The following is a 21,414-nucleotide window of genomic DNA, read 5'->3' as shown; positions in this document are numbered from 1 at the left end:
CCTTAGACAATCAACCTATATCTTTTCCAATTTAAATGAAATCACTTCGACTGATCTTATCGAACCCGCGTTATTTGGCCCCTGCATGGGTATTTGCCAGTTTGAACATCTGGTTCGGTACCTGGGCCATTTACATCCCTATCGTTAAGGAACGGCTTGAAATTGACAAGTCGCAATTGGGCATTGCCATTTTTTTTCTTTCCTTGGGGGTGTTTACCGTGTTTCCTATTGCTGCAAAGATAATTAATAAAATGGGGGTAGGTAGGGCTACTTGGTATGGCGTGATTTTAAGCAGTTTTGCGGCGCTTTTGCCCCTGATGGCACCAAGTTATTATACCTTAATGGCAGCGCTTTTCATATTGGGTGCGGCAAATGGGTTTACCGATATTTCAATGAACACCCTGGTAACCGAACTGGAAAAGGAAGACAAACAGAATTTTATGTCGGCTGCTCATGGTTTTTTTAGTTTGGGTGGGGTATTGGCAGGATTGGGGAGTTTTATGATCGTATTTCTGGGAAGTCCTATACTTCACATGGGAATTGTTGTGGCTCTAGTATTGGTCGTAAATTTAATCTTGCGTAAAAATTACATCCATATTGTTGCGGCACCCGTCGAAAAAGAACCTTTTAGCTTAAAACTGTTCAAACCTTTATTGATTATAGGTGTCGTTTCGTTTGTGGCCATGGGTGGGGAGGGTGCCATCGTTGATTGGAGCGGACTCTATTTAAAGGAAATCAGTATGGCTCCCGAGGCTTTGTGGGGCACGGGCTTTTTGGCTTTTTCTATAACGATGACCTTAGGGCGGTTTCTTGGTGATGGCATTAGTAAAAAAATCGGATCGATTAAAATTGTGGCCTTAGGATCGGCCATTGCAGTTTTAGGGTATTTGAGCGTACTTTCTACAGCTACTTATTTGGCCATTATCGGTTTCGCATTGGTAGGTTTGGGGTTTTCGGTGATTATTCCCGAACTTTTTAGAATTGGAGGTACCGTAAAAGGTATTGACTCTTCCCAGGGGGTTTCTTTTATCGCAGGTACGGGTTACGCCGGATTCTTGGCCGCACCCCCTATCTTGGGATTTTTGGCCGATGCTGCATCTTTAAAATTGAGCTTTGTTGTTCTTTTAGGCTGTGCCATGGTCATTTTGATGGCCACTTATTTTTTGGGTAGGCAAAAGAATTAATTTGTCGTTACTTCAATATCGGTGAAATACAGTTTAAAACTTCCGTCTCCCTTTTTATGGGTTTGGGCAATTTTTAATCCACCTTTATCCACATAGTCTTCCCAAGATGTTATCATTGAAGGTTCGGCTTGGTTCGATTTGCGGTAGACCCATTCTTTGAGAATAAAATCATCACCAAAATAGAAATCATAAGCATCGCCGGGCGTATAGCCACCTTCGTTACCATAGGTAATGGTCAATTTCTGCATATTCTTTTTGCTCATCGGAGCTTTAGCCTTCGCAGTATGTTCATAGGTGATGTTTTTACGGTCCCATACCAATTGAAATGGGGTCAACAACCAGTATTTGTCGTTTATAAAACCTGCATTGGCCTTATAGGCGGTGCTGTCCATATTCGACCAATTATAGTTCAAGGTTTTTCCTTTGGTTATGGAGGTAATGTCATTGGTTTTTGGTTTCCAGATCCAAGTACGTTCAAAATGTGAGGTGTCACGGTCAACATTAAAAGTAAATTTAAGTTCCTTGACGTTTTTCCAATTTTGAAAGCCATTGGCGTTGGCCACTTTTTCTAAAATGGTGGGTTCTTGAGGTGTTTTTATTACTTTATCAAGGCTTATAAAGCTAGAGGCAGTGCCTATGATTAGTATTGCTAGGAAAAGAAACTTCTTCATTTTGTCTGTTTTATTCAAAGATAACCGATTTCCATATCCCATTTTAAAAATCCGTGTATTTATTCGAATAGTATTTTGCTAGAAAATGATTAGTTTTGAGATGGATAAAAAATAAACAATGAGTTCTAAAAAAGGAAAAGTACAGGAAGCAATTCAGGAGAAGTTGTTGGACGAGCGAAAGGTGTTTTTATGGGGCCAGGTAGACGATGATTCGGCCAAACACGTCATCGATCGTTTATTGTACCTTGATTTGCAAAACAACAAAGAAATACAATTGATCATCAATAGCCCTGGAGGATACGTAACCTCTGGTTTTGCCATCTATGATACGATAAAACAAATAAAAAGCCCGGTTTCGACGGTTTGTTCCGGCCTTGCGGCGTCTATGGGTTCGATTTTGTTGTCCGTTGGAAAAAAAGGTCGACGGTTTATTCAACCCAACGCAAGAGTGATGATACACCAACCGAGTGGGGGTGCCAGTGGCCAAGCCTCAAACATCGAAATACAGGCAAAGGAAATTATCAAGACCAAAGAACTAGGGGCTAAAATATTGGCGGATAATTGCGGGCAGCCTTTTGAAAAGGTAATGAAAGATTTTAACCGCGATTATTGGATGGGTGCAGAAGAATCTGTGGCATACGGTATTGTCGACGGTATTTTGGAATAGTCGTTCAAAACAGTTTCTACGTTGGTATTAGTCTAAAAATGGCTGCCAATATTAAAAACCTTCAAACGGCCTAGTACGAGTCAGTTATAAAATAAAAGTCCTTCGCACGTCACGTGTGAAGGACTTTTGATATATATGGACGCCTAAGCGGGATATTTTATTTACGATCTATAAATACATACAGACTTTTTACTTTTGTTAAAATAACATTAACAATTTTACTATTTTTACCGAGTAACCCTCTTTCTGCCCCAAAACCAAGGTGCGGCAGTCTTTAGAATTCCGTTTTACAACATATGACAAAAACGCCAAAAAAAATCGCAATAGTTGGTTCTGGACTAGTGGGTTCGTTACTTGCAATATTCTTAAGACGAAAGGGGCATACGATTACGGTCTTTGATCGAAGGCCTGATATTCGAAACGTTGAGTTTTCAGGCAGGTCTATAAACCTGGCCATGAGCAATCGGGGTTGGAAAACCTTGGCTGCCATCGGTATTGAGGAAAAAGTTAAGGAGATAGCGATTCCATTAGATAAACGGGCTATGCACGTTATTGGTAAACCCCTGTACTTTCAGAAGTATGGTAAAGAAGGGGAGGCAATATGGTCTATTCCACGCGGTGTTTTGAACCGAACCATGATCGATTTGGCGGAGGAGGCAGGTGTTAAATTCAAATTCGAGGAAAAAGTTTGGGATGTTGATCTTCCTGAAGCCAAGTTGTTTACGGGAAATACGGAAAAGGGAAAATGGAAAGAATATAAATACGATATTATTTTTGGCTGTGACGGTGCTTTTTCGCGTGTACGCCATAAGATGCAAAGAAGAAGTCGATTCGATTATTCACAAGATTTTATAGATGTTGGTTATAAAGAACTGACAATTACCCCAAATACCGATGGTTCCCATAAATTGGACAAGAACTCATTTCATATTTGGCCTAGGGGTAAGTTTATGTTTATTGCCATGCCGAACTTAGACGGTAGTTTTACATGTACGTTGTTCATGCCTTTCGAAGGAGAAGTATCTTTTGAAAATATTAACACGACGGAGGAGGCCAAGGCATTTTTTAACACCTATTTTCCTAATGTAATGGGTGATATCGAAAACCTTACGGAGGATTTCTTTAGGAATCCGACAAGCGCCATGGTAACGATGAAATGCTACCCGTGGACGTATTGGGACAAAGTTGCCCTAGTTGGCGATTCGGCCCATGCCGTAGTTCCTTTTTACGGTCAGGGCATGAATGCAGGTTTTGAAGATATTTATGAGTTAAATGCCCTGATGGAAAAATACGAAGATGATTGGGCGACTATTTTTCAATGCTATCAAAAGCAACGCAAGCCTAATGCCGATGCTATTGCGGAGTTAAGTTATCGGAACTTTGTTGAAATGAGCAGTAAGACGGCGGACCCTAAATTTTTATTACAGAAAAAAATAGAAAAGAACTTTGCTCAAAAGCATCCGGATAAATGGATACCGGCCTATTCGCGTGTTACGTTTTCCGAACGTCCCTACGCCGAGGCTTTAGCGGAAGGCGATGCGCAGGAAAAAATTATGCGGCAAGTGATGCAAATGCCCAATATTGAAGAAAAATGGGATAGTGATGAGGTTGAGAAGCGTATTTTAAGTTTGTTATAGGCTTAATTGTTTCGCATTTCGGCACGACGCATGGGCATACCGTCAATTAGCTCAAAAACCATAAGAGGATTCACCTCGAATTTTTCTTGTAATTTCTTGCCTCCGTCCTTACCGACTAAAACTATTCCTTTAAAATGTTCTGAGATACCGAATCGGGCACGAATACTCTGGGTATCTAATGCCGCATCAGCTTTTGTTGTATTATCGAGAAATACCGAGTTATTTGTGATTATCAGCAGTTTTAAATCTCGTTCGCTACACTCGGTTTTTAGGTTGGTGAACTGATGCCATTGCGAAATCAGGGCAGGTGTTTCATTTGATTGGTCGAACAAGAGCAGTAGTCTGTTTTTCCATTTATAATCTTGTAATTCTTGTGCGTTCAGGGTAAAACCGTATATGAGGGGCAGTACTAAAAAGTATTTGGATAGCTTCATCATTGGTTTCAACTAGCGTTACCCTATAATATAACAAAAAAAAAGCCACCTAAAAAGGTGGCCTTACTTTCTGTACTAGGTTCAACTATAGTTTGGCAAACATCTTGGCCATTTTTTCTTGCTCTTCTTCAGCCAGAACCGGATCTACCAAAATTCGCCCACTGTGCTCATCGGTAATGATTTTTTTGCGGGAGGCAATTTCAACCTGAACCTGCGGCGGAATGGTAAAGAAAGAACCTCCGGAAGCACCTCTTTCAATCGGGACTACCGCTAAACCATTCTTAACATTACTACGAATACGGGCATAAGCCTTAACCAATCGTTCTTCGATCTGCTCTTGAAACTTGTGCGATTCGTCCAACAAAGCCTTTTCCTCTTTTTCAGTTTCTTCCAAAATTGCGTTCAATTCACTTTTCTTGTGCTTGAGGTGACCTTCCCTTTCGGAAAGACGCTCTTTGGTCTCTGAAATAGTTTCTTTCTTTTGCTCAATTTTAGCCTTGAACTCTTTTATGTTCTTATCGGCCAATTGAATCTCTAGTTCTTGAAACTCCAATTCTTTACTGATCGAATTGAATTCTCGACTATTCCGAACATTCTTTTGTTGTTCGGTATATTTCTTGATCAATGCCTTTGCCTCTTCGATCAGATTCTTTTTTGCGCCAATTTCAAAATTGATGGTTTCTACATCGGTCTTTAATTTATCCATCCTTGTCTTAAGGCCTAAAACATCATCTTCAAGATCTTCAACTTCTAACGGAAGCTCGCCCCGTACATTACGGATTTCGTCGACACGGGAATCTATCAATTGCAAATCGTACAGTGCCCTTAATTTGTCTTCTACCGTTGCTTCTACTTTTTTTGCCATATGTTACTTATAAATACTTGACTGGATTGGTTTTACTTTCCGATAAACGGATTGCAAAATTAGGAATTTTTTTCGTAAGATAGTCAACTAAAAGGTTTTTTGTAAACTGCTCTGTCTCATAATGCCCGATATCGGCAATAATCATTTTGCTTTCAGCCTGATAGAATTGATGGTATTTGATGTCGGAAGTTATAAAAACGTCTGCTCCTGCTGCTTTTGCAGCTGAAATGGCGAATGCGCCACTGCCTCCAAGAACAGCGATTTTTTTTACCTTTTTACCCAATAATTCAGAATGACGAACGCCCAAGGCGCCCATCTTTTTCTTTACGGATTCAAGAAATTCCAATTCGTCCAGGGCTTGGGGTAGTTCACCGACCATACCCATTCCCAAGTTTTGATTCGTATTTTCTAGTGTAACAACTTCATAAGCGACTTCTTCATAGGGGTGGTTTTGAAAAAGTGTTTGGAGTACTTTAGGCTCCAACGATTTTGCATAGGTAATATTGATTTGTACTTCTTCTTCGTGATGTGTCTCTCCGATTTTTCCCTTGGTAGGATTGGCATCTTGTCCGGCGCGATAGCTGCCTGTTCCTTTGACCGTAAAACTACAATGACTGTAGTTGCCAATATTTCCGGCACCTGATTCGAACAGGGCATCTTTTAGATTTTCGACGTCGCTATTGGGTACATAGGTGGTCAGCTTTTTAATGCTTCCCTTTCGAGGAATTAGGATTTTACAATTCGTAAGCCCCAAAACCTCACAAATTTTTGCATTTACACCTTTCGCGCAATTGTCTAGGGCGGTGTGCATGCTATAAATGGCAATGTTATGACGGATGGCCTTTATAACAATTCGCTCAACATAGGATGCTCCCGTTAGTTTCTTTAATCCGCTAAAAATAATCGGATGAAAGCTTACTATAAGATTACAGTCGTTCGCAATGGCCTCGTCGACCACCGACTCCAAGGTATCCAAGGTTACCAGTATACCAGAGACCTCTGTATTTGTATTGCCTACTAGCAAACCAACATTGTCAAAGTCTTCGGCATAGGCCAAGGGGGCCAATTCTTCCAATATTCGGGTAACCTCCTTAATAATCATTTGAAACTTTTATAGGGTCGACAAAGATAAAATATTATATTTTCGTTCCCGTGCAACTGTTAAGAAAAATAGCGTTTCCCATTTCATTGATTTATGCATTGGTAGTGTATGTCCGTAATTATTTTTACGACGTCGGTATATTTTCATCGAAAACTTTTAATACCCCCACCATCTGTATCGGAAACTTAAGTGTTGGGGGTACTGGAAAAACACCCATGGTAGAATTATTGATTTCCGCTTTGAAAGACTCCTATAAAATTGCGGTTTTAAGTAGGGGCTATCGCAGAAAGTCAAGGGGTTTTGGTTTAGCCGTTCCAGAGTCAACTGTTGAAGCGTTGGGAGATGAGCCCTATCAGATTTATTCTAAATTTCCTGAGATTACCGTAGCGGTCGATGCCGACAGAAGACATGGGATTTCTGTTTTAGAGGATAAAATAGGGCCAGACCTTATTCTGCTCGATGACGCTTTTCAGCACCGAAAAGTAAAACCTGATTTTTCAATATTGCTAACGGCGTACGATGATATTTATATCGAAGATTGGTATCTGCCTACCGGAAACCTGCGTGACAGTAAAAAGGCGGCCAAAAGGGCAGATGTTATTGTTGTGACCAAATGTCCCCCAGCGCTTTCCATTGATGAGCGTCAAACCATTAAGGAGAAGTTAAGGCCTACGGAAGGGCAAAGCGTTTTGTTCAGTTATTTGGTGTATGACAACATTGTTAAAGGGCATATGGAGAATCTTTCATTAGATGAGCTAAACAATCAAAAGATAACTTTGGTGACGGGCATTGCCGACCCAAGACCGTTGATTTCTTTTTTGGAGACCGAAAAAATCACTTTTGAACATTTGGCCTATGCCGACCATCATTTTTTTACACAGAAAGAACTTCTTACTTTAAATTCAAAGGAGGTTGTACTGACAACAGAAAAGGATTTTGTACGATTGAAGAACCATGTGAAAAATTTGTTTTATATTCAAGTGGCCCATATGTTTTTTGACAATGGGCAAAGTACTTTGCAGACTTTATTAGGTAGCCTTAAGAAGAAGGACTATTGATTTTTTTGCCAAAAATATTCTCTCCTATTTTATGATAGAATACTTCGGGCTTAAAAGGTTTCGTTACAACATCATTACAACCAGCCGCATAGAAACTTTCAAGACTGTCGTCTAAAGAAATTGCCGTAAGGGCTATTATAGGTGTTTGAGTATCGAACTTTCTAATTTCGATGGTTGCTTCCTCACCACTTATTCCTGGCATATGAATATCCATTAAAATGGCATCGTATTTATTTTTCTTCGTAAGTTCGATGGCATCAGTTCCATTGCTTGCAATATCACTGGTAATGTCTTTCTTCGATAACATTTTCTTAGTGATGACTTGATTGATTTTATTGTCTTCGACAATCAATAAATGCAAGCCGCTAAACCGATATTCGGCCTGGGTTATCTCATAAGGCACATCATCTACAATACCATCTTTAGATTTTACTTTAAGTTCAAAGAAGAAGGTGCTTCCTTTCCCAAGTTCACTTTCCAATTGTATTTTACTTTCGAACAGTCCCAATAGGCTTTTTACGATGGTAAGGCCGAGACCGGTACCGCCATATTCCCTGTTGATTTGAATAGAACCTTGTTCGAACCCTTCAAAAATACTTTGTTGCTGATCTTTTGAAATGCCAATGCCATTGTCGGAAACCTCAAAATAGAGGGTAACATCATCCCCTACTTTATTCAGTAGTCGGGCTTTTACCCTGACCTCTCCATTTTTAGTGAATTTTAGGGCATTACCCACCAAATTCATAAATACTTGTGACAACTTCAAGGGGTCGCTCAATAAGTGTGATGGAATTTCCTTGTCATAATCAAGAATAATCGTAGAGTTGTTTTCCTTGGCACTTTGTTTTAAAGAGTCGATTACCTCATTTAGTACTTTTCTTAAGTTAAAATCGATATTCAATGGTTCAAGTTTATTTGCATCGATTTTATTTATATGGAGAATATCATTAATGAAATTTAAAAGATAATCGCCAGAGAATTTTAGTGCCTTTAAGTGTTCTTTTTGGTTTTCGCTGGGGTTTTCTTCCAACAATAAGTGTGTGAGCCCTGTAACTGCGTATAAGGGGGTTCGGAGTTCATGGCTTACAGTCGAAAGAAAGTTGGTTTTAGCTTCCATGGCGCTAACGGCGGCATCCCGTGCTGATTGAAGCTCGTTGTTTTTGGTCTGCAGCAGATCATTTGTTTTGAGCTTAATCTGGTTGTTTCTGTACAGTGATACAGCCAGTAAGGAGATGATTGTCAAAAAAGCCGAAGTTAGTATAGCGGCAATTTCCGATCGGTTTTGAGACGTTGTAAGCTCTTCTATTTTTTGATCTTGACGTTTAATCTCGTCGTTCATGAACTCGAACTGAATCTTTTCGGCCGTTTTCGCCTCGGTCTTTACTTTCTCTATAGTAAACAGGGAGTCTTTTATTTCAAGCAGATTTCTCGTATTGCCTAGCGATAGGGAGTATCTGCCTAAAATTTCATAAAGTCTACTTAGTTGCTCATTGGCCTCTAATATTTCTTTGGAAAAATTGTTTGCTCGTGCAAGTTTTAAGGCTTCTTCGGCATTCGCTACACTTTCTTTGTATTTACCGATTTTATAATTCAATGCTGACATGCCAAGATTGGCCCTTGTAGCTAAATAGTCTTTTTCATAAAGATCGGTATTGATAATTAATGAATTGAAGTTTTTGGAGGCATTATCATACTTTTCGAGGTTCAAATAGATATTTGCCTCTGCCAAAAGAAGATTGTTGAAAAAATTTCTGTCATTATTTAATTGCTTCGCTTCATTGAGCATAAAAATGGCCTGAAAATTTTTGCCGTTTTTGAATAATAGTATGCCCTCGATATATTTATGAACTGCATCACCGTACGGATATGCGACTTCGCTCAATAGCACCTGTGCCCGATCCCAATAAAGTAAGGTTGTCTCCTCTTTATCTAATTTTAGATATAATATGGCAAATTTGTGGTAACAATCAATTAGCGATTTAATGTCTTCGGTTTTTTCAGCTTCTTCTGCGGCTTTGTTCAAGGCTTCTAAGGCTAAATCGACCTTGTTTTGGTTTTTTAGTGTTCTTGCCGCACTGAAATAAAATTCGACTTTAGTTTGGGAAATACTGTCTTGTAATGGCAACGTATCTTGTGCCAGGGACCCTTGAGATACCGTAAGAAATACCAATATCAAGGCAGTATAACCTAATTTTATATGTCGAAAGGAAAATCTCAAACGTATTTATTTTTGATCAGTAAGTTTATGAGATCTACAATTCTACTGCTGTATCCCATTTCATTATCGTACCACCCTATAATTTTGACCATTTTACCGATTACGGAGGTCATCAGAGAATCAAACGTACAAGAGTAACAAGTATTGTTTACATCGATAGATACTATGGGGTCTTTTGTGTAAAAAAGGACGCCTTTGAGCTCCCCTTGTGAAACATTATCAAATGTATCATTTATTTCTTGAATACTGGTTTCTCGTTTAACGTTAAAGGTTATGTCAGTAAGTGACCCATTGGGTACGGGTACTCGAATACCACAGCCCCCTATAACATTGGAGAGATGCGGGAACACCTTGGTAAGCGCCTTGGCCGCTCCGGTCGTTGTAGGTACAATGGACTGCGATGCCGCCCTGGCCCTTCTCAAATCGTGGTGGGGTTGGTCGTGAAGGCTTTGGTCAGTGGTGTAAGAATGTATCGTGGTTATATAGGCTTGTTCTATTCCGCACAGATCGTCGATCACCTTTATCATGGGTGCTGCGTTGTTGGTGGTGCACGAAGCATTTGAAATAATATGGTCGTCTTTGGTCAACGTAGTTTCGTTAATACCGTAAACTATCATTTTTATACTATCATCGACAGGAGGAACGCATAAAATCACCTTTTTTGCCCCATTCTTTATATGCTGTCGTAAATCTGCCCGTGTTTTGAATTTGCCTGTACATTCAATGACAATATCGACGTTATGGTTAGACCATTTTATTTTTTCAGGCTTGTTTTCATTGGTCAGGGCAATAGGCGTGTTTTCAACGGTAATAGTGTTTTCGCTATGTCCGACATTTTTATTTAGGGTTCCGTGAATACTATCGTATTTCAATAAATGCGCCAATGTTTTGGAGTCTGCCAAATCGTTGATGGCAACCACTTGCAAGTGGGGTTGGTCTTCCAGTAATCTGAAGAGGGTTCTACCTATTCTTCCAAAGCCGTTGATGCCTATATATGTTCTTTTCATTGCCGTAAGAAGTGGGGGATAAATTGTACGATTTTGCTCATCATTGTAAGTACGACGAATTGCTTATCGCCGTATGGTTCAATACTACCGAAACTAACTCTTAAGCCCTTAGCAAGTTGCTTAGTGGATATGTTTGTGGGCTTTGTAGGAAGATCGCACCAAAGCCCCACTTTCCACGTGTCTAAAACCCATTTCAAGGCCGATAGTTTCATATTTTTTAAACTGTTCGGGAAGAATGAATTCTTTTACGGGCAGGTGTTTTTTAGAGGGCTGTAAGTATTGGCCAATGGTGACCACATCGACATTTGCCTTTCTAAGATCTTCCATGGTCGTGATAACTTCTTCCTCACGCTCTCCCAGACCTAGCATGATGCCAGATTTTGTACGGTTTATGCCATTGTCTCGCAGGTACTTCAAAACTCCTAAACTTCTATCGTATTTCGCCTGTATGCGAACCTCCCTTGTCAAACGTCTTACGGTTTCCATATTATGGGAAACTACTTCTGGAGCTACGGCTATAATACGATCGAGATGTCTTTCGATTCCTTGAAAATCAGGAATTAAAGTTTCTAAAGTGGTGCTGGGGTTCATACGACGTATAGCCTTGACCGTTTCGGCCCAAATTATCGATCCCATATCTTTTAAGTCATCACGGTCGACCGAGGTGATCACTGCATGGGAAATACCCATAATCTTAATAGAACGGGCAACCTTTTCAGGTTCTGCCCAGTCGACCGTCTCAGGTCTTCCGGTCTGAACACCGCAAAAGCCGCACGAACGAGTGCAGACATTACCTAGAATCATAAAGGTGGCGGTACCTTCTCCCCAGCATTCGCCCATATTGGGGCAACTGCCCGAAGTGCAGATGGTGTGTAAGTCGTATTTCTCTACCAACCCTCTGAGTTGGGTGTATTTTTTTCCTGTCGGAAGTTTTACCCGTAACCATTTGGGTTTTCCTTTAGGGGGTTGAACGTGATCTATTGTATCAATGCTCATATTATGATTTTAAGATAGCAGGAACAAATATACGAACAATGAATTTCAGAAGTAGGTCCGTTATTTTTTTATAGATTCTGCCAGTAATTTTTTTGCTCTCAGTAACTTAACTTTAACATTGTTTATAGGCTCGTTGAGCTCTTGTGCAATGGCGGCATAGCTTAACTCGTTAAAGTATCTGAGGTTAATGACTTTTTGATAATGTGGTTTCAGGTTTTTGATGTGCAGTAGAAGTGTGGCTAGATTCTGTTCGATAATCAATCTGTCTTCTACCGATGGTGCATCATCGAGCACTTTTTTGATAGCCTCGTTGCTTCCTCCCGACTCTAGAACATTCCGTTTTCTTTTACGAATCAAATCGACATGCACGTTTTTCGAGATGGCGATCAGCCACGTTTTGAACTCATAAGAGGCATCGTAGGTGTCAATTTTATCAAATGCTTTTGAAAACGTCTGAATAGTAATGTCTTCAGCATCGTTTTCGTTTTCTGTCCGCTTTAGCTGAAAGCCGTATACCGCGTTCCAAAAGGTATCCAGTAGTTTGCTGAAAGCAATTTGACTCCCCAATTTGGCCTTGTTGATCGTAGCTTGAAGATTCTCGGTCGTATCCAAAAGAAATAGCTTAATAATTTAGGTCAAGGCATGAATTGGTGTCATCCAATTTTATGCTGTAGTGTCCTTTTTGCAATCTTGTTCACTTGGAAGTTTACCACACATGCCACAGGCTTCACCATCTTTATTTAAAAAGGGACTCTGGCTCGCACATGTACCGGCAAATTCACCACCTTTTTTAGACCATATTTTTATTGCAATGCCTGCGAATGATAAGGCAAGTAGACCAATTGTCAATAATATTAACTTCATAAGGAAATTTTGTACAAAGATAAGAAAAATAAAGCCCTAATGGTATCATCAGGGCTTTAGAATATAAATTGTCGGAAGTGGTTTAATACGGTATATTGGCCACGATATTTTTTACAGTGGGTGTACTGTTGCCACCCTGAGGCTCAATAGTAATATAGCCCATGGCATTTTTTGAATAGGGCAATGCCAGTAATTTTTCTTGACTGGTAGCTTCTTTTATAATACCGAGGTTAACCATTTCTCCATTGACCTCTGCCCACATCTGATAGCACTGGTCATTGGGTAGATTCGGTAATTTGCTGAGGTTGATATAAGAAAGCTTCTTAACAGGATTTACATAGGTTACCGCCTTTAGTTCTTTAGCTTTTTTGTTCCCTTTTACCGTAATTTTTTTGGTCTGTGGATTATTGAGTACTATAAACTGATTTCTAACATCCATCAGTTGCTCCCTCATGTCTTCCTCTAGACTTTTTATCTTATTGTTCACCATAACGTTTTCTTCCTGCAAACTCTGGTTTTGGTTCCAGAAGAAGTACGATGCACCGGCAAATAGGAATGCCGTAAAACTGGCGGCAATGGCGTATTTTATGAATCGCTTTCGACCACTGTTCCGGTTTTGCGACTTTACTCTTTTAAGAATTGTTTCTTTCAATCCCTCTGGTGGGGTAAGCGCGTGCAATTTTGCATAAACTTCCAAGTTTTCTTGAAGTTCTTCGTAGGTTTTTCTTACTTCGGGATACATGGCTATGTATCGTTCTACTTGAAAAGCTTCCGCAGAAGTCGTGTCATCCAAAAGGTACTTTTCAAGCAAGTCAGAATCTAAAAATTCTTTTATTTTATCTTTCATCACATAAGATTTAGTAGGAGGGCCAAAATTATCGTCGGACCATAAATTTTTCTAAGTTCCCTTAATCCGATTTTTAATCGTGATTTAATGGTTCCTAGTGGTATGTCGAGCTCATCACTAGCTTCTTGCTGGGTCATTCCTTGAAAAAAAAGAGCTTCAAGTACTATTTGATACTTTGATTCTATCTTTTCAAGATTTTCTTGCATATCCATGAATTCCGGCCGAATGCCTTCAACGCCTAAATTATATACGTCAGAAACGTCCATTTGGATTTCCTTATCGCTTTTTGTGTTGACACTTCTTAATTTATCGATTGCCGTATTTCGAGTAATGCGAAAAAGCCAGGTAAATAATTTAGCCTTCGAGGCATCGTAAGAGTCCGATTTTTTCCAGATTTTAATAAAACTTTCCTGAAGTACATCTTGGGCAAGTTCTTCATCACGAACCACTTTGTAGGCAACTCCGTATAGCGTGTCGCTATAGTTTTCGTACAAAAGGGAAATAGCCTTTTCATTTCGCTCTTTGAGTAATTCTACAATGTGCTTTTCAAGAAGTGTGCTCATATAGTGTTTGGTTTGCAGAAAACTGGAAGCTAAGGCGTCTAATTTTCTTTTTAAACCGTATATCCTCTAAACGCTAATTTATAAAATTGATTGTTATAGGTCTCGAATTCTAAAAATTATTAATTAATAAATGTACAACTGGTAATTGTGCATTTAATTTTGGTTAGTTTGGTTTGGTATAGCCCCTTAAGATAGATCTTAGGGGGTTATTTTATTCTATAAATTTGAGTTTTGCGACATACTAGCTAATGATATTGACTTCGGGTGTTATGAGAATGCCGAATTTGTCAGAGACTGTATTTATAATTTTATAGGCCAAAGCTAAAATTTCTTGACCAGAGGCATTGCCGTAATTAACTAGTACCAAAGCTTGATTTTTGTGAACCCCCGCATCACCAAAACGTTTGCCTTTATAACCGCACTGTTCGATAAGCCAGCCGGCAGGAATTTTATAGGCGTCATCAGAAACTTTATAAAATGGGGCGTTGGGGTGGTCGGCGATAAAGGTATCGAATGCAGAGCGGGAAACCATCGGATTTTTGAAAAAACTTCCGCTATTCCCTATTTCGTTGGGGTCAGGAAGCTTTTGTTGTCGAATGGCGATTACTGCACTAGCGATATCCTGAATGGTCGGTTCGCTAATTCCCCTGCTTTGTAGCTCTGTTTCGATAGCTCCGTAGGAAGTACTTTTTTTATGGTTTCTCTTGGTGAGCCGTAAGTTCACTGAGGTTATAATGTATTTTCCTTTGCCTTCATTTTTGAAAAATGAATCACGGTAACCGAAATGACACGCTTCTTTGCTGAATTTTTTAATATTCTGATCTGAAATACCCATAGCTTCGCAGCTCACGAAAGTATCTTTGAGTTCTACGCCATATGCCCCTATATTTTGTATGGGTGCCGTTCCCGTATTTCCTGGGATGAGCGACATATTCTCCAAACCGCCATAGTCTCTCGCCAGGGCCCATAAAACCATTTGATGCCAATTTTCACCAGCCATTACTTTTATTACGACATGGTCTTGATCCTCGGAAACAATTTCGATACCCTTGAGATTTATATGCAATACCAATGCTTCGATATCTTTGGTGATAAGCATATTACTGCCTCCGCTTAAAACGAATTTTTCGGGGTATTCCTCCAACCTTAGAGCCTGTTTCAAATCTTCGGTCGAATTGATTTCACAGAAGAATTTAGCCTTTGCCGAAATACCGAAGGTGTTATAGGGTTTGAGCGAAACATTTTTGTTAATTCTCATCAACCTATATAACTCTTTAAGGCTTCCTTTAGTATGGCAACTGCCCGTTTCAAACTTTCCTTTTCTAAAACGTAGGCCAAGCGTACTTGGTTTTTGCCTAAGCCAGGGGTCGAATAGAATCCGGCGGCCGGGGCCAACATAACGGTTTCCCCGTTCAGTCGGTAATCTTCCAATAACCATTGTGCAAAATCATCGGTGTCGTTGACGGGTAGTTCGGCAATGCAGTAAAAAGCGCCTTGGGGTTTGGCGACTTTAACCCCCTCGATCTTTCCTAATTCCGAAACTAGAAAATCTCTACGCGAGACATATTCCTCTTTTACCTCGTCAAAATAAGACTGAGGTGTTTCTAGAGCGGCTTCACTGGCAATTTGGGCATAGGTAGGCGGAGATAAACGGGCTTGTGCAAATTTTATGGATGTGGCAATCACATCTTTGTTTTTTGTAACCAAACAGCCTATTCGGGCCCCGCACATGCTATATCTTTTGGAAACAGAATCGACCATTATGGCATGATTTTCCAGTGCTGGTTCTTGTAAAATAGAGTAGTGCTCTCTTCCCTCATAAGTGAATTCGCGGTATACTTCATCTGCAATCAAGAACAAATCGTGTTTTTTTGCGATGACCGCTAACTTCTTGATTTCTTCTTTGGAGTATAGGTAGCCCGTTGGGTTTCCTGGATTGCAAATAAGTATGGCCCGGGTCGATGGTGTTATAAGTTTTTCAAACTCTTCTATTGGGGGCAATGCGAAATTATCTTCAATTCGCGATTCCACTGGAATTACACGAACGCCGGCAGCTATGGCAAATCCGTTATAATTCGCATAAAAAGGTTCTGGAATAATGATTTCATCACCCATATCGGCAATTGTGCCCATGGCGAACGCCAACGCTTCAGAGCCACCCGTGGTCACTATAATATCTTCGGCACTGACGAAAATGTCATTTTTAGCGTAATATTTGGCTAGTTTTTCCCGATAGCCTTCAGACCCTTCGGTTCTGCTATATTCTATTATCTCTAAAGTATTGTTTTTGACGGCATCCAAAGCGACTTTTGGGGTCTTGATGTCGGGTTGCCCAATATTGAGATGTATGACTTTGGCCCCATTTTTTTTTGCATGTTCCGCAAAGGGAACTAATTTTCTGATTGGGGATGAAGGCATAGACCGCCCTTTTTTTGAAATTGTTGGCATACACAGCTTATTTTTAACAAAAATGGGAAATCAAAACGGACAAAGCAATATTGCGTGGGTTTATTTAAGATAGAGGGCCAACGGTTTGTGGCTATTCCACTAAAAAAGTTTAGGTTTATCGATTTTATGTTAAATGTCAAGGGCTATAACTGAATATTCTGTAAATTCAATAGGGATACGTTGTTAATAGTGAAGAGTTTTGAATAGGTTTTTGACATATTCGTTTTTTTTGACATTATTTTTTCCCTTTGTTGGTTTGACGCAAGGTTATCATATGCCCGACCATCAACGGTACGAAAAGGTAAGATTTCGATTGGTAAATAACCTCATTATAATTCCGGTTACGGTAAACGGTACCGAACTTTCTTTTATTTTAGATTCTGGCGTTGGCAGTCCGATTCTTTTCAATCTTTCCAATCAAGATTCCGTGCAGATAAATAATGTTTCCGAAATACGTATCAAAGGCCTCGGCCAAGGGAAACCGATTGATGCATTGAGTTCAAACGGAAATGTATTCCAACTTAAAAAATTGGTGAATCGCAATCAGCCTTTATATGTGGTTATGGATCGTGGTTTGAATTTTTCTCCGGCTTTGGGGATTCCCATTCATGGTATAATAGGATATGATTTGTTTAATGATTTTATTGTGGATATCAATTATGCTAAAAAAATCATCAAATTTCATGACCCACGATTTTATCGATATAAAAAAGGTAGACAAGAAAAAACTTTGGCTTTAGAGGTCAAGGGAAAAAAAGCCTATATCAACGGCAACGTACATTTGAGTGGTACAGGTAATGTTCCGGTAAAGTTGTTATTAGATACAGGAAGTAGTGATGCTATTTGGCTTTTTGAGGATGAGGACTTGGGCATACCGGATAAAAATTACGATGATTTTTTGGGAATGGGATTGAGTGGCCATGTGTTCGGCAAGCGAACAATGGTCAATAGTCTTAGTCTAGGTGGCTTTACCCTGAAGAACGCAAAAGCTGCCTTTCCTAATAAAGAATCTTTTAACAACGTCAAAAGTTTTGGAGATAGAAATGGTAGTATTGGCGGGGAGATGCTAAAGCGGTTCAATTTCGTTTTCGATTATCCGAACAACAAAGTATCTCTACGAAAAAATAAGAATTTCAGCATTCCTTTTCAATATAATATGAGTGGTATAGATTTACAGCACAATGGTGTCAGGTATATTTCGGAAAGCATTGCCGATTCACGTGGCGTAGTTCAAAAAAAAGGGAAATCATTTGGCGATGTTCAGATACTGCTGGAAAATAGAACGCGAATCAGTTTGGTTCCTGAAATTATCGTTTCGGGCATTCGGGCCGGCAGCCCGGCAGATGAGGCCGGATTAAAAGCAGGCGATATCATTCTTGCTGTAAACGGCAAAAGTATACATCGTTATAAGCTACAGGAAGTCTTGCAAATGTTGAATGAAAAGGATGGAAAAAAAATAAAGGTACAGATTGCCAGACGTCAAAACAACCTACTTTTCTCTTTTGTGCTGAAGCATATGTTCAAGTAGCGCACGGTTATTAGAACTACAAAAGCCCCGATTGTTCGGGGCTTTTTTTTTAAATAAACTTAATTCTATTTTGTTCCTCCAGAGGCTTTTACCTCTCCTTTGATTTTTAAAACCTTTGTGGGCGTATCTGCATTGGATATAACTGTAATGGCCTTTCTGATCGGACCGACTCTGTTGGTGTCATATTTAACCTTGATTTCTCCAGTTTTACCAGGTAAAATGGGGTCTTCGGGCTTCTTAGGAATGGTACAGCCGCAGCTTGAGCTTACTTTGCTGACGATAAGGGGGGCATTTCCCGTGTTTTTAAATTCAAACACACGCACACCATCGCTTCCTTTGGTGATTTCACCGTAGTCTACCGTCTCTGATTTAAACTCGATTTTTGCTGCCGTATCCTGTGCGGTAAGGCTTATACCTAGCATTCCAATAAATAATACGAGTACTATTTTTTTCATTGTTTTTAATTTAGGGTAATTTCAAAAGTAAATCTTTTCAGATGAACCCCCAAAATTCTTTTGTTATCTATTAACGTTACTTATTTTTGTTTCGTATTTAAATTAAGGTCAAGACCTCATATTTTAATAACTTTTAACATATCTTTTCGGCCAACTTAATGACCGAGATTTAATTTACCAAAAACCGTACCGAAATAATGGATGTCCCTTCAAAATATGACCCTCAAAACGTAGAAAATCGTTGGTATAATTACTGGATGCAGCATAACTATTTTCACTCCACTCCCGATGATCGGGAGCCTTATACCATCGTAATACCACCACCTAACGTGACAGGAGTATTACACATGGGGCACATGCTGAATAACACCTTACAAGACGTGTTAACACGTAGGGCACGGCTCATGGGAAAGAACGCCTGTTGGGTTCCAGGTACCGATCACGCCTCTATCGCTACTGAAGCCAAGGTAGTTGCCAGGCTTAAGGAACAGAACATTGAAAAGACTGATATTTCTAGGGAAGAGTTTTTAAAACATGCTTGGGACTGGACCGATGAATATGGCGGTGTGATTTTAGAACAACTTAAAAAGTTGGGCTGTTCGTGTGACTGGAAGCGAACCGCTTTTACCATGGATGACACCATGTCAGCTTCTGTAATCAAAGTTTTTGTTGATTTGTTTAATAAGGGGTTGATTTACAGAGGATATAGAATGGTAAACTGGGACCCCCAGGCACAGACTACCCTGTCGGACGAAGAGGTAATTTATGAGGAAAAGCAAGGGCTACTCTATTATTTGAGCTATAAAATAGAAGGGTCTGATGAATCGGTTACCATTGCTACCACACGCCCTGAAACTATTTTAGGCGATACTGCGGTCTGTATCAACCCGAACGATGATCGCTATACACATTTGAAAGGTAAAAAGGTTGTTGTGCCTATTTGCAATCGCGTAATTCCCATTATCGAAGACGATTATGTCGATATTGAGTTTGGTACCGGATGTTTAAAAGTTACGCCTGCACACGATGTGAATGATAAAGCATTGGGTGAAAAGCACAATTTGGAGACCATTGATATTTTTAATGCCGATGCATCTTTAAATAGTTTTGGTTTGCATTATGAAGGAAAGGACAGGTTTGTTGTTCGCAAGGAAATCTCTAAAGAATTGGAGGAGAAAGAATTTTTGGTGAAAAAAGAGACCTATACCAATAAAGTAGGTACCTCTGAGCGTACCAAAGCGGTAATCGAACCTCGGCTTTCCGATCAATGGTTTTTGAAAATGGAAGATTTGGTAAAACCGGCCCTGAAGTCCGTTTTAGAAACAGAGGAAGTAAAATTCTTTCCTAAAAAATTCGAGAATACCTATCGTCACTGGATGGAGAACATTCGTGACTGGAATATTTCACGCCAATTATGGTGGGGTCAACAGATTCCTGCCTACTATTTTGGTGATGGTCAAGATGATTTTGTAGTTGCCGAAGGTATGGAAGACGCATTGCGCTTGGCCAAAGAAAAATCTAAAAACGATTCGTTGACGCTTTCCGATTTAAGACAAGACGAAGATGTTGTCGACACCTGGTTCTCTTCTTGGCTATGGCCCATGAGCGTTTTCAATGGTATTTTGGAACCTGATAACGAAGAGGTCAACTATTATTACCCGACAAGCGATTTGGTCACAGCACCCGATATTATTTTCTTTTGGGTGGCGCGAATGATTATTGCTGGTTACGAATATCGCGATGAGAGGCCTTTTAAGAATGTTTATTTTACAGGAATCGTACGTGACAAGCAGCGAAGGAAAATGTCAAAATCATTGGGGAATTCGCCCGATGCTTTGAAATTAATAGAAAATTATGGGGCGGATGGTGTTCGTGTCGGACTTTTACTAAGTTCTGCTGCAGGTAATGATTTGATGTTCGATGAAGACCTTTGCCAACAAGGGAAGAATTTTGCCAATAAAATATGGAACGGTTTCCGGTTGTTAAAAGGGTGGGAAGTAAAAGACTTACCACAGCCAGAAGCATCCAAGTTGGGCATAGACTGGTATACGGCTAAATTTAATCAAACACTGGTTGAAATTGAAGATCACTTCGGTAAATATCGAATTTCTGATGCCCTTATGGCCATTTATAAGCTTGTTTGGGACGATTATAGCTCATGGCTTTTAGAAATCATCAAACCGGCGTATCAGCAACCCATTGATAAAACGACCTTCGATGCGGTTATTCATATTTTCGAACAGAACCTGAAGTTGTTGCACCCTTTTATGCCGTTTTTGACCGAAGAGGTCTGGCAACATATTGCAGAACGAACCCCAGAAGAAGCTTTAATTGTTGCCAAGTGGCCAAAAACCGAAGCGGTCAATCTTGATTTGATTGCCCAGTTTGATTTTACTTCGGAAGTAATTGCGGGTATTAGAACCATCCGAAAAGAGAAAAACCTTCCCATGAAAGAATCTTTGGAGCTATCCGTATTAAACGGTGAGAAAACAACTCAAGATTGGGACGTCGTCATTAAAAAACTTACCAATGTATCCGATATTTCATATGTTGATGCTGCTGTCGACGGGGCCTTGACTTTTAGGGTCAAGAGTAATGAATATTTCGTTCCTATTAGCGGAGCCGTTGATGTGGAAGCCGAAATCAAAAAAATCGAGGAAGAACTTAAATATACCAAAGGCTTTTTGGTTTCAGTGCAAAAGAAATTGAGCAATGAACGTTTTGTTAATAATGCCCCGGAGAAAGTGATTGAAATTGAACGTAAAAAGCAATCGGATGCCGAAGCTAAAATAGAAACCTTGGAGAAAAGTTTGGCGAGCCTTTCTTGATGATAATCTAGCATTGGAATTATCTCAAGGTGAAAATATAGC

The 21,414-nt window shown here is 39.8% G+C and carries 20 protein-coding genes; 6 read left to right on the top strand and 14 right to left on the bottom strand.

Going from position 1 to position 21,414, the window contains the following annotated elements; genetic code table 11:
- Positions 1–35 precede the first annotated feature (35 nt).
- Positions 36–1,184 (top strand): MFS transporter, encoded by a 1,149-nt coding sequence (locus AACZ88_RS22615; RefSeq protein WP_339715649.1) that lies wholly within the window; start codon positions 36–38, stop codon positions 1,182–1,184.
- On the opposite strand, the gene AACZ88_RS22610 is transcribed toward AACZ88_RS22615, so the two are convergent.
- Positions 1,181–1,855: a hypothetical protein gene (locus AACZ88_RS22610; protein WP_339715647.1), complete on the bottom strand. Its 675-nt coding sequence runs from the start codon at positions 1,853–1,855 to the stop codon at positions 1,181–1,183. The genes AACZ88_RS22615 and AACZ88_RS22610 overlap by 4 nt on opposite strands.
- Before the next feature lie 118 nt (positions 1,856–1,973).
- Here AACZ88_RS22610 and AACZ88_RS22605 point away from each other — a divergent pair, with 118 nt between their 5' ends.
- Complete coding sequence (locus AACZ88_RS22605) at positions 1,974–2,522, top strand: ATP-dependent Clp protease proteolytic subunit (protein WP_339715644.1); 549 nt, start codon at positions 1,974–1,976, stop codon at positions 2,520–2,522.
- A 296-nt stretch (positions 2,523–2,818) separates the two neighbouring features.
- The gene (locus tag AACZ88_RS22600) at positions 2,819–4,159 is read left to right on the top strand and encodes an NAD(P)/FAD-dependent oxidoreductase (RefSeq protein WP_339715641.1); all 1,341 of its coding nucleotides are present in this window, start codon (positions 2,819–2,821) and stop codon (positions 4,157–4,159) included.
- A 2-nt stretch (positions 4,160–4,161) separates the two neighbouring features.
- Here AACZ88_RS22600 and AACZ88_RS22595 read toward each other — a convergent pair whose 3' ends face one another.
- From AACZ88_RS22595 to AACZ88_RS22585, 3 genes are all read right to left on the bottom strand, one after another.
- A complete protein-coding gene (locus AACZ88_RS22595) occupies positions 4,162–4,596 on the bottom strand; it encodes a DUF4174 domain-containing protein (protein WP_339715638.1) in 435 nt (144 codons plus the stop codon).
- 82 nt (positions 4,597–4,678) lie between these two features.
- Positions 4,679–5,458 (bottom strand): C4-type zinc ribbon domain-containing protein, encoded by a 780-nt coding sequence (locus AACZ88_RS22590; protein WP_339715636.1) that lies wholly within the window; start codon positions 5,456–5,458, stop codon positions 4,679–4,681.
- Positions 5,459–5,465: 7 nt separating this feature from the next.
- Entirely contained in the window at positions 5,466–6,560 is a 1,095-nt protein-coding gene (locus tag AACZ88_RS22585) for a Nif3-like dinuclear metal center hexameric protein (RefSeq protein ID WP_339715633.1), read from the bottom strand.
- A gap of 50 nt (positions 6,561–6,610) precedes the next feature.
- Between AACZ88_RS22585 and lpxK the strand changes: the two genes are divergently transcribed.
- The gene (gene lpxK / locus AACZ88_RS22580) at positions 6,611–7,618 is read left to right on the top strand and encodes a tetraacyldisaccharide 4'-kinase (RefSeq protein ID WP_339715631.1); all 1,008 of its coding nucleotides are present in this window, start codon (positions 6,611–6,613) and stop codon (positions 7,616–7,618) included.
- Here lpxK and AACZ88_RS22575 read toward each other — a convergent pair.
- The 9 genes from AACZ88_RS22575 to AACZ88_RS22535 all read right to left on the bottom strand — a co-directional run bounded on the left by AACZ88_RS22575 (position 7,599) and on the right by AACZ88_RS22535 (position 16,561).
- Positions 7,599–9,836, bottom strand: a complete 2,238-nt coding sequence (locus AACZ88_RS22575; protein WP_339715629.1) for an ATP-binding protein — start codon at positions 9,834–9,836, stop codon at positions 7,599–7,601. The two genes, lpxK and AACZ88_RS22575, sit on opposite strands and share 20 nt — an antisense overlap.
- On the bottom strand, positions 9,833–10,843 hold the full coding sequence (gene gap, locus AACZ88_RS22570; protein ID WP_339715626.1) for a type I glyceraldehyde-3-phosphate dehydrogenase: 1,011 nt from the start codon (positions 10,841–10,843) through the stop codon (positions 9,833–9,835). The genes AACZ88_RS22575 and gap overlap by 4 nt, the downstream gene beginning before the upstream one ends.
- A gap of 120 nt (positions 10,844–10,963) precedes the next feature.
- Entirely contained in the window at positions 10,964–11,839 is an 876-nt protein-coding gene (lipA, locus tag AACZ88_RS22565) for a lipoyl synthase (protein ID WP_339715623.1), read from the bottom strand.
- Positions 11,840–11,899: 60 nt separating this feature from the next.
- The gene (locus AACZ88_RS22560) at positions 11,900–12,451 is read right to left on the bottom strand and encodes a sigma-70 family RNA polymerase sigma factor (protein ID WP_339715620.1); all 552 of its coding nucleotides are present in this window, start codon (positions 12,449–12,451) and stop codon (positions 11,900–11,902) included.
- 51 nt (positions 12,452–12,502) lie between these two features.
- The gene (locus tag AACZ88_RS22555) at positions 12,503–12,703 is read right to left on the bottom strand and encodes a membrane or secreted protein (RefSeq protein ID WP_339715617.1); all 201 of its coding nucleotides are present in this window, start codon (positions 12,701–12,703) and stop codon (positions 12,503–12,505) included.
- Between the two features lie 82 nt (positions 12,704–12,785).
- Complete coding sequence (locus AACZ88_RS22550) at positions 12,786–13,550, bottom strand: anti-sigma factor (protein ID WP_339715614.1); 765 nt, start codon at positions 13,548–13,550, stop codon at positions 12,786–12,788.
- Positions 13,550–14,113 carry an RNA polymerase sigma factor gene (locus AACZ88_RS22545; protein ID WP_339715611.1) on the bottom strand — a complete coding sequence of 188 codons (564 nt, stop codon included), beginning with the start codon at positions 14,111–14,113 and terminating at the stop codon, positions 13,550–13,552. The genes AACZ88_RS22550 and AACZ88_RS22545 overlap by 1 nt, the downstream gene beginning before the upstream one ends.
- Before the next feature lie 241 nt (positions 14,114–14,354).
- The gene (gene murB / locus AACZ88_RS22540) at positions 14,355–15,371 is read right to left on the bottom strand and encodes a UDP-N-acetylmuramate dehydrogenase (protein WP_339715608.1); all 1,017 of its coding nucleotides are present in this window, start codon (positions 15,369–15,371) and stop codon (positions 14,355–14,357) included.
- Positions 15,371–16,561, bottom strand: a complete 1,191-nt coding sequence (locus AACZ88_RS22535; RefSeq protein ID WP_339715605.1) for a pyridoxal phosphate-dependent aminotransferase — start codon at positions 16,559–16,561, stop codon at positions 15,371–15,373. Before AACZ88_RS22535 ends, murB begins: the two co-directional genes overlap by 1 nt.
- 229 nt (positions 16,562–16,790) lie before the next feature.
- Here AACZ88_RS22535 and AACZ88_RS22530 point away from each other — a divergent pair, with 229 nt between their 5' ends.
- Positions 16,791–18,089 carry an aspartyl protease family protein gene (locus tag AACZ88_RS22530; RefSeq protein ID WP_339715602.1) on the top strand — a complete coding sequence of 433 codons (1,299 nt, stop codon included), beginning with the start codon at positions 16,791–16,793 and terminating at the stop codon, positions 18,087–18,089.
- A gap of 65 nt (positions 18,090–18,154) precedes the next feature.
- On the opposite strand, the gene AACZ88_RS22525 is transcribed toward AACZ88_RS22530, so the two are convergent.
- Complete coding sequence (locus AACZ88_RS22525; RefSeq protein ID WP_339715599.1) at positions 18,155–18,544, bottom strand: DUF1573 domain-containing protein; 390 nt, start codon at positions 18,542–18,544, stop codon at positions 18,155–18,157.
- 197 nt (positions 18,545–18,741) lie between these two features.
- Here AACZ88_RS22525 and AACZ88_RS22520 point away from each other — a divergent pair, with 197 nt between their 5' ends.
- A complete protein-coding gene (locus tag AACZ88_RS22520; protein WP_339715596.1) occupies positions 18,742–21,372 on the top strand; it encodes a valine--tRNA ligase in 2,631 nt (876 codons plus the stop codon).
- The last annotated feature ends 42 nt before the right edge of the window (positions 21,373–21,414 follow it).

Source organism: uncultured Kriegella sp., assembly GCF_963975415.1.
GTDB lineage: Bacteria > Bacteroidota > Bacteroidia > Flavobacteriales > Flavobacteriaceae > Kriegella.
The sequence above is the reverse complement of the archived record's forward strand: the minus strand, read 5'-3'. Positions and strand labels throughout refer to the sequence as shown.